At 41.1% G+C, this 14,800-nt stretch carries 12 protein-coding genes; 1 reads left to right on the top strand and 11 read right to left on the bottom strand.

All coding sequences use genetic code 11. From position 1 onward, the window contains the following. Positions 1-6: 6 nt before the first annotated feature. The 5 genes from K7887_RS04300 to K7887_RS04280 all read right to left on the bottom strand — a co-directional run bounded on the left by K7887_RS04300 (position 7) and on the right by K7887_RS04280 (position 6,434). Positions 7-1,434: a sensor histidine kinase gene (locus tag K7887_RS04300; protein WP_223492352.1), complete on the bottom strand. Its 1,428-nt coding sequence runs from the start codon at positions 1,432-1,434 to the stop codon at positions 7-9. Further along, positions 1,431-2,408 carry a sugar ABC transporter substrate-binding protein gene (locus K7887_RS04295; RefSeq protein ID WP_223492351.1) on the bottom strand — a complete coding sequence of 326 codons (978 nt, stop codon included), beginning with the start codon at positions 2,406-2,408 and terminating at the stop codon, positions 1,431-1,433. The genes K7887_RS04300 and K7887_RS04295 overlap by 4 nt, the downstream gene beginning before the upstream one ends. Positions 2,409-2,528: 120 nt before the next feature. Next, positions 2,529-3,701 (bottom strand): sugar ABC transporter permease, encoded by a 1,173-nt coding sequence (locus tag K7887_RS04290; RefSeq protein ID WP_223492350.1) that lies wholly within the window; start codon positions 3,699-3,701, stop codon positions 2,529-2,531. A gap of 11 nt (positions 3,702-3,712) precedes the next feature. Beyond that, a complete protein-coding gene (locus K7887_RS04285) occupies positions 3,713-5,233 on the bottom strand; it encodes a sugar ABC transporter ATP-binding protein (protein WP_223492349.1) in 1,521 nt (506 codons plus the stop codon). 91 nt (positions 5,234-5,324) lie between these two features. Next, positions 5,325-6,434, bottom strand: coding sequence for a sugar ABC transporter substrate-binding protein (locus tag K7887_RS04280; protein ID WP_223492348.1), 1,110 nt, complete (start codon positions 6,432-6,434; stop codon positions 5,325-5,327). Between the two features lie 229 nt (positions 6,435-6,663). On the opposite strand from K7887_RS04280, the gene K7887_RS04275 reads away from it, so the two are divergent. Then, a complete protein-coding gene (locus tag K7887_RS04275; RefSeq protein WP_223492347.1) occupies positions 6,664-7,617 on the top strand; it encodes a nucleoside hydrolase in 954 nt (317 codons plus the stop codon). 44 nt (positions 7,618-7,661) lie between these two features. Here K7887_RS04275 and K7887_RS04270 read toward each other — a convergent pair whose 3' ends face one another. The 6 genes from K7887_RS04270 to pdaA all read right to left on the bottom strand — a co-directional run bounded on the left by K7887_RS04270 (position 7,662) and on the right by pdaA (position 14,790). Beyond that, the gene (locus K7887_RS04270; RefSeq protein ID WP_223492346.1) at positions 7,662-9,314 is read right to left on the bottom strand and encodes an SWIM zinc finger family protein; all 1,653 of its coding nucleotides are present in this window, start codon (positions 9,312-9,314) and stop codon (positions 7,662-7,664) included. Between the two features lie 448 nt (positions 9,315-9,762). Then, on the bottom strand, positions 9,763-10,839 hold the full coding sequence (locus K7887_RS04265) for a Gfo/Idh/MocA family protein (RefSeq protein ID WP_223492345.1): 1,077 nt from the start codon (positions 10,837-10,839) through the stop codon (positions 9,763-9,765). Positions 10,840-10,937: 98 nt separating this feature from the next. After that, complete coding sequence (locus K7887_RS04260; RefSeq protein ID WP_223492344.1) at positions 10,938-11,459, bottom strand: YehS family protein; 522 nt, start codon at positions 11,457-11,459, stop codon at positions 10,938-10,940. 97 nt (positions 11,460-11,556) lie between these two features. Continuing rightward, positions 11,557-12,963: a 23S rRNA (uracil(1939)-C(5))-methyltransferase RlmD gene (gene rlmD / locus K7887_RS04255; RefSeq protein WP_223492343.1), complete on the bottom strand. Its 1,407-nt coding sequence runs from the start codon at positions 12,961-12,963 to the stop codon at positions 11,557-11,559. Further along, entirely contained in the window at positions 12,960-13,841 is an 882-nt protein-coding gene (locus K7887_RS04250; protein ID WP_223492342.1) for a DNA-3-methyladenine glycosylase family protein, read from the bottom strand. Before K7887_RS04250 ends, rlmD begins: the two co-directional genes overlap by 4 nt. A 133-nt stretch (positions 13,842-13,974) precedes the next feature. Then, complete coding sequence (gene pdaA / locus K7887_RS04245) at positions 13,975-14,790, bottom strand: delta-lactam-biosynthetic de-N-acetylase (RefSeq protein WP_223492341.1); 816 nt, start codon at positions 14,788-14,790, stop codon at positions 13,975-13,977. Positions 14,791-14,800: the final 10 nt, after the last annotated feature.

Here is a 14,800-nt window from a genome sequence, read left to right as displayed (position 1 = left end):
CTGTATTCAGCACTTTATCTTCAATGTAACTTTTGTTCCATGGCCTTGTATTCCTTTTATATCAATGACATCGTCATGTCCGTAGAAGAGGCGGAGTCGTTTGACGACATTGCTGAAGCCGATACCTGTTGAATGACCTTCTGTAGGTGGAGGGGATTCTTCGTTTAGAATCTGTTGGATTTTCTGTTCAGGCATACCCATGCCATCATCCTCGATTTCTATCACTACTTGGTTGCCTTCGACTTTTACCCGGAACCAGATGTTTCCTCCATCCTCCTTCGGTTCCACCGCATGAATGACGGCATTCTCAATGATTGGCTGGAGAGTCAAGGCTGGAATTTTCAAGTCTAGGCAAGATTCTTCAATATCCCAGTGCAATTGTAGCCGGTCGGTAAAGCGTGCCTTTTGGATGTCCATATATTGCTTTAATACTTGAATTTCATCGTGCAACGTTACAGAGCGGTCTTGCCGCTTTAAGTTGTAACGCAGAATTCCCGCAACACTCACTAGGAGATCGCTGGTCTCTTCAGACCCTTCTAGATAGGCTTTTTTGGAAAGGGTATTAAGGGTGTTAAAAAGAAAATGCGGGTTGATCTGACTCTGCAGGCTTCTAAACTGACTTTCTTGCAAAAGAAGCTTACTTTCCTGAAGCTCCCTCTCAAGTGCTGCCTTCTGCTTAATCTCAGATATCAAGTTGTTTATATTGATTCGCATTCGATCAAACGTCCTTGCCAGAAAGGCGATTTCATCGTTGGTTTCTATTTTTACCTGCTGATCAAAATTCCCTTTGGACAGTTCATTAGCCGCTTTTGTCAGCTTAAATACAGGCCGTGTAATCGTAAGGGAGAACCAATAGGTGACTAGGAGCAACAAACAAGTAATAAGCAACAGGCTCCATATTCCGAGCTTAATAACTTCACTGGATTGTTCAATGATTCCTCTGTAAAATCGGTCAAATGTATTTAACTCTGTATCTATTAGGGTTAAGGTCGTTTCGGAAATATAGGTGGTAATCCGTGTGGCCTCGGCAAATTCCTGTGCGGAGGCTTCTGTATCATTTTCTGATTGAAACATAATGGATCTGTCGGTTGCTTCCACCAAACTATCAATCAAGTTCATATAGTTGGTTAAAGTAAAATCGTTTTCCGTGTTTCTTAAATGATGCACACCGTATTTTGCCTGCTGGACTTTTTCCTTGCTTGCCGTCAGTTGGTCAAGGTTGTCTGGAGTCGGATCAATAGTATAGTTATTCAGATCTGTAACCAATTGGTGGCTTGCCTTTGTCACTTCATTCATGCTCAAATACCGTTGCAGGATATCGTTATATTGTTTATGAGTTTTATGATTGTAGTATGTAAGCGCTATCCAAATTGCCGACATAATCACCAATACAACCGTTGTAAGGGTAAGAATCTTTTTTTGGATACTTGTCATTGGACATCCGCTGCTTTCCTGATTCTGATATCTGTCAGATAGCCGTCCTTATCAAGTGGGACGCTTTCCCCGTTCAGCCATTCCTTCATGAGCTGGACACTTTTTCTTCCCATTTCTTCGGGAGACTGTTCAATGACTCCATCCAACTTCCCTTGTGCTAACAAGGTCAATGTCTCAGGTCCGTCGTCAAAAGAATAGATATGGTACGGTTCCACTTGGGAGCGCTTACTTATCTCCCCAACCATCGCACCGGCCACATTGGCATTGATGGCAATGAACGCATCAATGTTTGGCTCTTGGTTCATCACAGTTTGAGTGGTTGTAATGACCTGCTCTCTTGTGTCATCTGTAGTGGCATGGATCATATGGATATTATCGTAAAATTTTAAGATATCCTGAATTCCTTCCATCCGGCGCTTTTGATAATATTCCTGGTTCTTATCATACATGAGTACAACATTCCCCACTCTACCCATATCCATCAAAATTTGTCTTGCGATCATCTTACCCGCTTCATACTGATCAGAACCGACATACGTACGCCGAATGCTTTCCTCCATCGGCACATCATTTGCCACCGTTATTATGGGAATGCCATGAAAGGCGGCTTTCACCTTCGTCAATTCCTTGAATTCCTCTGTATCCAGCCCCTGTATGATAATCCCATCCACTTTGGACTGAATGGCAATTTCTATATTTTTCAGGAAGTCCTCTCGATTCTTACCGTAACTTCCCCATACTTCAAGACTAACGTCACTTAGTTCTGCTTGTTTTCTGGCACCTTCACTCACCTTGTCCCAGAACGGTGTTTCCATATCCTGCGTAATAAGAACTAGACGATGTTCCTCTCTGCTCGAACTTAGCGCTTGAGGCAATTGCCAATCGGATTGGAAGACTTTTTGTGCGGATAAAAAAGTAAGATGACATAGTAGAATAATAATAACGCAAATTGCTAGAATTCCTGTTCTCCGCAAGAGTAATATCCCCCTCCCCAATTTGAGGTGTACTATTTTCATCATAGCACCTAATGGAAATAGTACAATCCCTGTTGATTAAGGGATTCAACAGGGATAGCAAGTTTTTTTATACTTTCCTTATCTTTTTTTACGCGTCATAACATCAAAGATTACTGCTCCGGCAAGAACTCCCCCACGAATCATATATTGATAGGAAATACCTACGCCAAGCAAATTCATCCCGTTGGATAGGGATGCCATTACAACCGCACCGATTATGGCACCTGTCACTTTTCCCACACCACCAGCAGAAGATACTCCGCCTACATAAGCAGCAGCGATGGCATCAAGCTCAAAAAGGGTACCTGCAGTGGTTGTAGCAGATTGTAAACGGGCAGTAAATAAAATTCCAGAAAGAGCTGCTAGCATTCCCATGGATCCAAAGACAATATAGGTAATCTTCTTCACATTGATCCCACTCAAATGTGCCGCTTCCGGGTTACTCCCAACAGCATAGATATGGCGGCCAAGCACCGTTTTAGTTGTTAGAAAATGATAAACTACCACTACTAATAAAATGATGATGACTGTCCAGGAGAATCCGTTATAGCCTGCGAGAATCCAAGTTATATAACCTATTATTGCAGAGACAAAGAATAGTTTCAGGGCAAAGATCGGCTTGGAGACGACTTCAAAATCATACTTGATTTTATTTCGACGGGTCGAGATCTCACTGTAGATATAAAGCAGAATACCGACTAACCCGACTAACAGGGATAGCAGATGTAAACCATTCACTTCCACAAGAGAAGGGATATATCCGTTACCGATGGCATTGAAGGTATCATCCTGAATGATGATGGTACCCGTTTTTTCTGTGACCTGCAGCAAAGCCCCACGGAAAATAAGCATTCCAGCAAGAGTGGCTACAAAGGATGGAATCCCAATCGTGGCAATAAGTACTCCGTTAAATAATCCAACTGCAACTCCTAATAGCAAAATAACTGGAATGGTTACCCATACAGATACTCCTGCTTGTGTAAGCAAGATAGCGGCAATCGCCCCAAGGAATCCAGCAGCATATCCAACGGAAAGATCGATATGGCGGATAACGATAACGAGCGTCATCCCAACTGCCAGTACGGCTATATAACCTGCCGAGTCCAGTAGATTACTAATATTACGGGACGACATAAATAAACCGTCTGTCATGAACGTAAAAGTTAAAATAATGACAAATAATGCGATATACATCCCGTAGTCACGGATGTTCTCATGAATCAGTGTTCTGGCTTCCTGAATAACATTCATTGTAATACCCCCTATTGCGTAGCAAGCTCCATAATTTTTTCTTGGTCCGCTTCTTCAATTTCCAATTCCCCTTTTATTTCTCCTTGGGCCATGACATAGACTCTATCGCTCATGCCAAGTACCTCACCAAGCTCAGATGAAATCATAACGATACTTAGACCCTCATCGATAAGCTTGTTCATTACGGTATAGATTTCAAATTTAGCCCCAACGTCGATTCCGCGTGTCGGTTCGTCTAGGATAAGTAGCTTGGGACCGACAAACAACCACTTTCCAATTGATACTTTCTGCTGATTCCCACCACTTAGATTCCCTACAAGTTGTTCCAAAGAGGAAGCTTTGATATGAAGAGATTGTTTGTATTGTTCTGCGACCTTGATTTCTTCATTGTCATTTATGACCCCTTGTGAGGCTATCCCATTTAAATTTGCGGCAGAGATGTTGCTTTTGATATCTTGCAAAAGAAAAAGTCCATCATCTTTGCGGTCCTCTGTGACATAGGCGATTCCAGCCTTTATTGCATCACTAGTATGCTTGAGTGTAGTTAGCGTATTATTCCACATCAAATCACCTTGAATTTTGTAGGATTTGGCGTTTCCGAATATGCTAAGTGCAAGCTCTGTTCTGCCTGATCCCATAAGACCGGCAATACCGACGATTTCTCCTTTTTTTACGTGGAGGTTGACGTTTTTTACTACCTGTCTTCCGAGTTGCGGATCATAGGCTGACCAGTTGTTGAGTTCCAGTACATTCTCTCCGGCAACTTTCTTTTCCCTTTTCGGATAGATGTCTTCAATTTCCCTACCTACCATGTTCTTGATGATGACACTTTCAGTAACCTCGCCTTTTTTTGCATCAAGCGTACAGATCGTCTTGCCATCCCGGATGACCGTTGCTTTGTCTGCAATGCTAATTACTTCTTTCAGCTTATGGGAAATCATAATGCACGTAATTCCTTGCGTTTTTAGTTCTTTAAGTAGTTCAAGCAAGTTCTCACTATCGTCTTCATTAAGTGCCGCGGTCGGTTCATCCAAAATAAGGAGCTTAACCTCTTTACTTAGCGCTTTGGCTATTTCCACTAGTTGGCGTTTCCCCACACTTAAATCTTTTACAAGTGTGTCAGGGTTAACGTCGAGCTTTACTTTCCGCAGTAACCTTTTCGCTTCCACAATCGTCCTGTTCCAATCGATCACTCCACCAAGCTTCATTTCATTTCCAGCAAAAATATTTTCATACACCGTCAAATCCGGAAACAATGCGAGTTCCTGATAGATGATGGCAATGCCGGTATTTACACTGTCACTGATTTTGTTAAATTGCTGAACATCTCCTTCCAACACAATGTCCCCATCGTATGTTCCAAAAGGATACACGCCGCTCAGCACCTTCATCAGCGTGGATTTTCCTGCTCCATTCTCACCGATCAAGCAGTGAATTTCGCCTTTTTCTACTTTGAAATTCACATTACTCAGCGCTTTGACTCCTGTAAATTCTTTAGAGATATCATTCATCTCGAGTATATAGTTGCCCATCCTTTTCCCCCCTTAACAAAAGCAATGACAATGGCGAAATAGTGATATTGTTGCTATCACTATTTCGCGAAGTATTTTCTTTTTTTAAAAATTATAATCCTGTAAATTCGCTTGCTTCGTAGTATTCTGAGTCAATTAGTTCTTGTTTTACATTCTCTTCGTCCACTACGATGACATCTGTTTGTTTCGCCTTGACTTCTACTTCTCCGTTATCATAAGAACCAGTTGTTTCCGGAGTTTTGCCGTCTAGGATTTCAACTGCAATTCCCATTGCATCCGTTACCAATGTACGTACATCTTTGAAAACCGTCATGGATTGCTTGCCATCAATGATGTATTGGATGGACGCTTTTTCTGCATCCTGTCCTGTTACCAAGAAGCTTGAAACTTCACCGTCAGTTGAGAATACATCTGCGATAGAACGGGCTGTACCGTCATTTGGAGCAAGAACCGCCACGTCACCTTTCATATCTGCACCAACTGCAGTCAGATGTGTTTGTGCTTTGTTTTTCGCTTCGTTTGGATCCCAGTTTGTTGTTACCTGTCCTAAGATTTTACTCATTTGATCACGAGTAAGTTCGGCTGTATCTTTTAAAGCTTCTGCTTCGCTGGAGTTTGCAATTTTGAACGTCCCATCTGCAATCTTCGGTTGTAACGTTTTCCAAGCTCCCTCAAAGAACAAGAATGCGTTGTTGTCAGAAGCTGCACCTGCATATAAGTAAAGTGGTACGCCTGATCCTTCTACATTATCAATTAGGTATTGACCTTGTGCCGCACCAACTGCCACACTATCAAATGTTACATAGTAATCGACTGCATCTGTGTTTGTAATTAACCGGTCATAAGAGATAACCGTGATTCCTTCTTTTTTCGCCGCTTCCACTGCTGCAGCTGCTGCATCTCCATCTTGAGGAGTGATGATCAGCACTTCAATTCCTTTGTTGATCAATGTTTCAACATTCTCTTTTTCCTTGGCGGAAGAACCTTGGCTAAAGAGGATCTCTGTTGTATACTCAGAATCTTTCAATGCATCCTTAAATCGTTGCTCGTCCTGAACCCATCTAGGCTCATCCTTTGTTGGCAAAACAATTCCCACACTTACACTGCCGCTTCCCCCTGTACTGCTGTTACACGCTGCAAGCATAGCTGTAAAAAGCATTAAAACCAGTAATAATGACGTAGCTTTCCAAGTCTTCTTCATTTGTTGCTCCCCCTTTGTTTGGCTTGTTTCATTGATTTGATTACATCTTAATTATATGGTGGGGGTTTAGTTGGTTGTAAGCGCTATCACTAGCACTCTTTTGGTATTGCCTGTACTTTTTTAATAATTGGGAATATTTTAAGGGGGAGAATTTCTCTATCAACTCTAGTACTTTCATACAAGCACCTTCTATTAATCTTTCATTAATAATAGTAGGAGGTGATATAAATTGAAGAAGATTATTTTGTTTGCTGATACGGGAATTGATGATGCGATTGCCGTAATCTATGCATTGAAAAATCCCGAAGTAGAGTTGAAAGCAATTGTTGCAGGTTATGGAAATACGGACCGTGACCGCAGCGCTAGAAATGCAGAGTATCTATTGGAATTGGCAGGTCAGGAAAGCATTCCCGTCATTACTGGAAGTACAAGACCATTAAGTGGGGAGCTTCCGGAGTTCTTCCCGGAAATTCATGGTGAAGAAGGACTGGGGCCAATCACTCCTCCCATCCCTACAGAACGTTTTATGAATCGAACAAATTTCAGTCAGTTGTTTCGTATCATTAAGGAAAACCCAAATGAACTAACAATTGTGAATGTCGGCCGCTGTACATCGCTTGCTATGGCTTGGTTCTTGAGTCCTTCTGTGATGGAATTGGTAAAAGAAACGTATATTATGGGAGGCTCATTTTTAGAGCCGGGCAACGTTACAGAGGTAGCAGAAGCCAACTTTTTCGGAGATCCTATTGCAGCCAATTTCATTGCACAAAATGCCCCTAACCTGACAATCATCCCTTTAAATGTAACCCGCAAAGCACTCATTACACCGAGAGTCGTGGACTTTATCGACAGTGTTGCCACTACTCCCCTCCAGCAGATCATCAAACCGATTCTTGATTTCTACTATGAGGCCTATCAAGAGCTGGAACCCGGGATTGCTGGAACACCTCAGCACGATATGGCAGCTGTGATGGCAAGCCTAGAGATTTCTGGATTATTCACTTACACAAGTAAACAGGTGAAAGTCGAATATAAGGAAGGTTATGCAGAGGGACTTTCGATTGCAGACTTCAGGCCGGGTGTACCAGAATGCACGGGTGTAGGTTGCGTGAGAATTGCAACGGAAATCGATGAAGGTATTTTCTTTGTTGATATGCTGAGGACTTTGATTAGGAATGATTAAGAAAAACCATGAGATCCCTGGGTGGGATTTCATGGTTTTTATATTTAAAGCTTGCTTAATTCATCCATAAACGCCGGTCTATTAGAATACAGTTGCTGGAGTTCTTGTATGATGCTTTCCTGTTTCTCTCTTCCGCTAATTTTTTTGTAATGACGGAGAACTTTACAGACTTGTTGATATTGCTTACGGTTGGAAGAGCTTTTTGCTTGTCCAAGGATATGTTGTGCATACAGTTCATTTACTTCATCAGGAAATTCATCCACTAGTCTTTTCGTATAATTTTCTATCAATTGCGGATTCCCTTTTACATACTCTAATATCTCCGAATTATCATTTTCCGTTTCAATTAGCTTAAGAAAAACACTCTTTGCCGCCCAACTCTGGGCCACCTTCAATTCTGACTTTATTTCTTGATAAAATAGAGCATAATTCTTATCAGTTAGGCTTTTCAATTCCTCATAGTATTCAAACTCACCATGTAAAAGAAGTTCTTTTGCTAAAAATTTCTGTTCATTTATTTTTGATAATTTTTTATAAGCTTCATACCTAATTTTCTTCCATTGTGTCACTAGTCCTGCAGAATTTTTATCTTTTGCTTCTGCATCCAATGTTAGGTTTATGATTTTTTCATACTCCTTGTTTTCAAAGTGTTTCTCAATGAGTTTCTCTCTAAAAGAGGAGTATTTCAAATTCTCTTGGATAAAGCTTTCTACTTCAACTTCATCGCCATATTCTTCTACTAGTGAAAATAGGGTATTGAGAAGTCTTTCAGTATAATATTTTTTATAGTTGTCTTCTTCATTCAGCTCTATTAATTTATAAATATATCCGGTGAGTTTTTTTCTAAGTTCATTTGTTGTAGCTACTTCTGCAGCAATGGATAATATGTCCGTTTGGAAATCTTCCCATCCCTCGAAAATATTACTCTCACTAAGATCTATAAGCTTTTGGAATGCTTTTGTTCGCTGTTCAGTAGTCAATGACTCTCTGTGAAGTGTATCCTCAATAGCTTCAATTGTTTCCGTAACTAAATTACCTATGTCCCCATCAGAATCATCTGCATATTGGAAAGCTTTCATTGCTTCTTGTAGTAATAAAAAAGCTATATCCATTGCCAATAGAATATCCTTAGTACGGTATATTTGTTGTAAAACTTCGTACAATTCACTTGTAAAAGAAGAAACACGTCTAAAATTAATAAATCCTTTTTCTGTATATTTTCTCACAATTGAAGCAATGAGTTTCCTACATCTTTCCAAGTCATGTTTTTCATCTCCGGTCGCATATTTCACCATCAAAGTATCTATTAACGCTAAATCTTTTTCTGTCAGTTCCTTAATAATTTTAATTAATTCTTTCTTCGATAGATCATTTAATACTGAATGTAGGTCGGTTTGAACGTTCTGGTCGGAGGGGTCTTCATCGTTTCTTTTCATTTCAACTATTTTATAATAAGCTGCAACCTCGTGTTTACAAATGGCCTCATAATCAAACGGACAGTCACATTCGGAATAAGTGATTTCATTTTCTTTATTTAGTTGGACTTTTACTTCATATATTTCTGTCCCATCCACTTGGAAGACATATTTGTTCTCTTCAATAAGATAGGTTTCTAGGATATATCCGTCTAAGAAATAATCATAACCTCTTTGGAGTATTTTTTTATTTATATGGTTTTGGAAGTTGTTTATATTCATTGTTATCCCTCCTTTTCGCATTATAACAAAAATCACATTTTTAAATCCCGAAAGAGCTTCCTAGCTAATGGCCTTTTAGAATTATTCTATTTGACCGAAGCAACTCCAAAACCGCCCCTAATGTCTTATAGAACGCTTCTATACTACCGAAGCAACTCCAAATCAGCTCCTAATGTCTTATAGAACGCTTCTATACTACCGAAGCAACTCCAAATCAGCTCCTAATGTCTTATAGAACGCTTCTATACGACCGAAGCAACTCCAAATCAGCTCCTAATGTCTTATAGAACGCTTCTATACTACCGAAGCAATCCAAATTCAGCTCCTAATGTCTCATAGAACCCTTCTATTCGACCGAAGCAACCCTAAATCAGCTCCAAATGGCTTATAGAACCCATAAAATGTAAAAGTGCAGCCGCTTCATCGCAACTGCACCAACACAACAATATTAATACTCAACTTTAACCGTTCTTTTCTCCTCATCAGACCGGCGAATTGCATCCATCACTAACTGCACAACATACCCATCCTCTAAAACAGGCAAATCAGGGTTAACCCCGTCTCCTGACAGAGCTTTATACACCTCATCCAACGAGCGATAAAAGGCATTGAAATAACCAGCTGCGACTGGATTCATTCCCTCCGGTATCTCCAAAGCGACCTCTAGCTCCACTTCTTCCAAAGGATCATTTCCGATGCCAACAAGCACCTTGTTGTCTTGCAACATTTTAATCGTGCCTTCCGTTCCGTAAACCTCTAACTCCCATCCTTCTGCATGGCGAACGGCAATGTTGGAGCCAATGTTAAAGGTGCCACCGCCTACGAAGGTACCCATCGCTTGGAAAGCATCATCTGCTGTTCGGACTTCCTTCTCCCCATTTTCATCTACGAATTCCGGTACATGAGTAGTCAGTTGTCCGGAAACAGATTCCACTTTCCCGTCTGTCCACCAAAGGAGAGAATCGATGAGATGAGAACCTACCGCTCCAAGCATCCCGCCTGCTTGATCTTTTTGACTTAGCCAACCGCGTTTACTTGTAGCGTATCTCTCGTACCCTGCAATGTTCAAGGAGAAATTCACATGCAATACCTTGCCGATTTTCCCCCTTGAAATGATCTCCTTTACCTTTTGTCTTGCTGGCAAAAAGCGATACTCAAAATTAATCCAGCCCATTTTACCAGCTGCATCTCTTGCATGTATCATCTTCTCCGCCTCTTCAGCATCAAAAGCCATAGGTTTCTCACATAAAACATGCTTGCCGCTCGCAATTGCTTTTACCACCATGTCATGGTGTAACAATGGTGCGGAAGCAACGGAAACCAAATCTAAATCTTCTGTCCCCAGCATTTCCTCCCAGTTCCCATAAACTTTTTCGATGCCTGTTTCCTCTTTAATTTCATCCAGTCTGCCACGGGATACACTCGAAATCGACACTACCTCAAACCCTGGATGACTTTTCATCACAGGTGCATGAACTTTTGCGCCAAAACCTGTACCAATAATACCTACTCTTATTTTTTTCATATTAAATTCCCCTTTTATGTAGTTGGTCTTTCTCTTCATTTCGACAAAAAACAGCACTCTCCTCTTTTATGTCGGAAAGTGCTGTTTTACATTGCGTATTAATCTCGATATTTAAGAGCCAAACCTTTTAAGAAGTTTCTCGCATATTTGTCCATGCAGGTTTTATAATTTTTGTGTCCTTTTTTCCTTAGAAAAGCTCCCAATTCACCCTTCGTTATTGTCACACCCGCTTCTCCAATAATGTCGATAATATCTTCGGTTGTTAACGCAAGAGCAATCTTTACTTTTTTCAGAAGAATATTGTTTGCCGGTTCATTGGAAAATGGCGGCTTTGCAGGTTGACCAGGTCTTGGTTCCTGTCTGCCTCTTTTGAAAATAATTAAACCGTTTAGGAAAGATTCAAGCTTGTTGTTGTTGATAGGCAGAATTTCTTCTTCCTCAAGCGCCTGCTCATACTCTTCCTCGGTGTCATAATCATAGCTATCCACCTCTTTGGTGAGAATCATTTGCACTTCTTCTTTTGTCACGTCGATGTCACCAAGCTTAAAGATTTCAACCATGTCGTTATCTTTAATATCTAGTGCGTATCTAAGTCTGATTAGAATATCGTTGTTAGTCATGTATAAACTCCTTTTTAATTCCACTTCCGGTTGTTAACAACCTGTGTATAAAATGTTGATTACTTGTTAGTAACTAACTATCAACATGTGGATAACCTTAATGCTTTTTCAACACAAACCTCACGACACTCTCTACGTGAGCGGTTTGAGGAAACATATCCACAGGTTGGATCCAGTCCACTTTATACTTTTTGCTAAGGAACTGAATATCTTTGGCAAGTGTGGATGGATTACAGGATACGTAGACAAAATTCTTCGGCTCTACGTCAAGAACGGTCTTCATGAATGTTTCGTCCAGACCTGTACGTGGTGGATCCACGACAATCGTATCCGGTCTCCAACCTTCTTTCACCCATCTTGGTAACCATTTCTCTGCTTTGCCTGCAACATATTTCATATTGGTATAGCCATGGCGTTTGGCGTTTTCCTTTGCGTCCTCGATCGATTCTGCAATGGTGTCCATACCGCGCACCTCTCCGGAACCTTCTGCCAGCCAAAGTCCGATGGTTCCGACTCCACAATAAGCGTCAACTACTTTCTCTTTACCGGTCAATTGTGCCGCTTCTTTCACCAAATCATACAACTTAACTGTCTGTACAGGGTTGAGCTGGAAGAATGCGCGTGCGCTAAGCTCAAACGATACATCCCCAAGCGTTTCCTGTATTACTTTTTCTCCACTTAAATGAATCGTTTCTTCTCCGAAAATAAGGGAGGTTTTTCTGCCATTTATGTTTTGCATGATGCTCTTCACTTTTGGCAAACGTTTTTGAATTTCCTCTACTACTAACTGTTTACGAGGCAATTTTTCATCGGTCGTAATCAATACCACTTGAATTTCTCCTGTGGAAAAACCGACTCTTGTCATGATGGTTCGAACAGAAGGTTGCCCCTTTTTCTCATTCTGAACAGGAATATTGAAGTCCTCAAGAATTTTTTTGACCGTATTGGTTACTTCCGTTGTGGCACTGTGCTGGACGATACAATTATCGATATCGATCAACTTGTGTGAGTTGGCACCATAAAGGCCAGCGATCACTTTTTCCTTATACTTGCCAACCTGGAATTGACTCTTATTACGGTAATACCACGGATCTTCCATACCAATGGTCGGCTTGATGTCGAGTTTACTTACATTCAGCTTTGTATGACGTTCCAAAGACTGAATGACAATATCCCGTTTCAGTATCAACTGTTGATCGTATTTCAAATGTTGCAGCTGACAGCCTCCACATTGCTCATAAATCGGGCATGGCGGTGTGGTTCGATGTGGGGATTTGCTTCGGATCTTTTTGATTTTTGCTTCAGCAAACTTGTTTTTCACGTCTGTCACTTCCGCCACAACTACTTCTTCCGGTAGTGCTCCAGGGACAAACACAACTTGCTTTTTAAAATAACCCACACCTTCTCCATTGATTCCAAGACGCTTAATCGTTAGCGGAAAAGTTTGGCCCACTTTCATATCGACATTGGATTGTTGCTTGTTATAAGGTTTCTTCGTTGTCATTTCACTAACTCCTCAGCTTGCGGTTCGCTGCTTCTCCAAAGGTAAAGGGAAGCATAGCTTAAATATGGTTCCCATTCCTTCGCCCACTCCTGCATCTGCAAAACAGTAGGCTTTTGGTCGAGTCCTTTTAATTTTTTCAAGGCATTCTGGATGCCAATATCTGCGATGGGGAATAGATTCGGCCTGCCGAGTCCAAATAGAAGCAGGTTTTGGACAGTCCAGGGGCCAATTCCTCTTATTTTTATAAGTTTTTTCAGAATTTCTTCATCTGACATGTTGTCCAAGCTGTATAGTGGCAAGTCGCCATTTGCAATCAGTTTGGAGGTATCTATAATATATTCCGCTTTTCTGCGGCTCATTTTCAGCTCTGTAATTTGCTCGTAATCAAGCTTAGCAACATCTTCGGGCTTTGGATAGAACCATACTCCTTCTTTCTCAAAACCGAATGTATGAACAAACCGTTCTGTCAACGTATGCGCAAATTTCATATTGACTTGCTGATGGATAATGCATTTCATTAAACAGTGGTACAGGTCAAAATCGAGTACGAGCGGCGTTCCTTCGTGCTCTTGGAATATAGTGGCGAGATCTGTTTTGGCAAAATGATTGCTGATGTCTTGAAGCGGCTTGTCCCACTGGAAAATAGTTTTTATTTGCTGGATTTCTTTATCTGTCAGCGTAGCAGAACTCGATAATTCAAAGCTCGGGTCCTGCTTGGCCCCTGTCGCTTGCACCTTTACAACAATCGGTGTTTCTTCTTGGTACATTGGGACTTTTACAGATCGCTCCGTTGAATGGATGGCCATTAGAGGATCAATGGATAGCCGTTGCAACACTCTGTCAAAATCGTATGGTCCATTTATCTTTATCTTAACCAATTTCCCCACCGTCCTTTAATTTACTTTCCCAATTATAACGGCTTTCTGGTGTGTTGCCAAACACCGGAAGTGTGGAAAGTTCGATATGACGGATGAGGACACGAAAAAACTCCTTTGCTAAAGTGCAAAGGAGTCAATTTTCTTGAATAAGCAATATCGGATTGGGGATAGTATGTTGTGCAGCGATATGATCCAGACTTTTAAATTCATACCCCTGTTTCTGCAGGTCATCAATCACTTTTTCCATTGCTTCGGCATTGTCTTTGGAAACGGTGTGAAGCAACAAAATCGCTCCAGGATGAATTTGCGCCATGATGTTGTCATAGGAATATCTCCAGCCTTTTTGCTGATCCGTGTACCAATCAACATATGCCAAGGACCAGAACACATGCTGATAGCCCATTTGATTGGCAAGCGCCAAGGTTCTGTCGCTGAAGGTTCCTCTAGGCGGTCTCAGGTATGTCATGTTATCGAGCCCAGTAATGTTTTTGTACTCTTCCTTGATCATGTCGAGCTCTTTTTTAAAGCGTACATCATTTACTTGTGTCATATCGGGATGATGCCAGCTGTGATTGCCGACAATATGTCCCTCATTGACCATACGTTTGACCAAGTCCGGCTGATCTTTTAGGTAATACCCTGTTACGAAAAAAGCGGCGGGTACTTTTTTCTTTTTCAGTACGTCTAATACTTTCTCGGTGTAGCCATTCTCATAGCCATTATCAAAAGTAAGATATATCTCCTTTTTACTTGTATCTCCAAGATAAAAAGCATCATGTTTCTTTAAAAGTTCATTGTATTTTTGACCTGCATCAGGCGGCTCGTGGTTTTGACTCTTTTTGAACCCCCAATGCAAGGTAGTAGTGGAATAGGTATCCGCTTGGCTTAAATGCGGAATGACGAAAAGTGCAACAACAGTTATGGTTAGGATATTAAGTAATTTTCGCATGATGATGGCT

It is taken from the genome of Sutcliffiella horikoshii (genome assembly GCF_019931755.1).
Lineage (GTDB): Bacteria > Bacillota > Bacilli > Bacillales > Bacillaceae_I > Sutcliffiella_A > Sutcliffiella_A horikoshii_E.
This window is presented reverse-complemented; position numbering and strand designations above follow the sequence as displayed.

What these genes read in the sequence shown, in the direction of transcription:
- K7887_RS04300 (WP_223492352.1), bottom strand. Translation starts at nt 1,434, where the DNA reads ATGACAAGTATCCAAAAAAAGATTCTTACCCTTACAACGGTTGTATTG.
- K7887_RS04290 (WP_223492350.1), bottom strand. Translation starts at nt 3,701, where the DNA reads ATGAATGTTATTCAGGAAGCCAGAACACTGATTCATGAGAACATCCGT.
- K7887_RS04285 (WP_223492349.1), bottom strand. Translation starts at nt 5,233, where the DNA reads ATGGGCAACTATATACTCGAGATGAATGATATCTCTAAAGAATTTACA.
- K7887_RS04280 (WP_223492348.1), bottom strand. Translation starts at nt 6,434, where the DNA reads ATGAAGAAGACTTGGAAAGCTACGTCATTATTACTGGTTTTAATGCTT.
- K7887_RS04270 (WP_223492346.1), bottom strand. Translation starts at nt 9,314, where the DNA reads ATGAATATAAACAACTTCCAAAACCATATAAATAAAAAAATACTCCAA.
- K7887_RS04265 (WP_223492345.1), bottom strand. Translation starts at nt 10,839, where the DNA reads ATGAAAAAAATAAGAGTAGGTATTATTGGTACAGGTTTTGGCGCAAAA.
- K7887_RS04260 (WP_223492344.1), bottom strand. Translation starts at nt 11,459, where the DNA reads ATGACTAACAACGATATTCTAATCAGACTTAGATACGCACTAGATATT.
- rlmD (WP_223492343.1), bottom strand. Translation starts at nt 12,963, where the DNA reads ATGACAACGAAGAAACCTTATAACAAGCAACAATCCAATGTCGATATG.
- pdaA (WP_223492341.1), bottom strand. Translation starts at nt 14,790, where the DNA reads ATGCGAAAATTACTTAATATCCTAACCATAACTGTTGTTGCACTTTTC.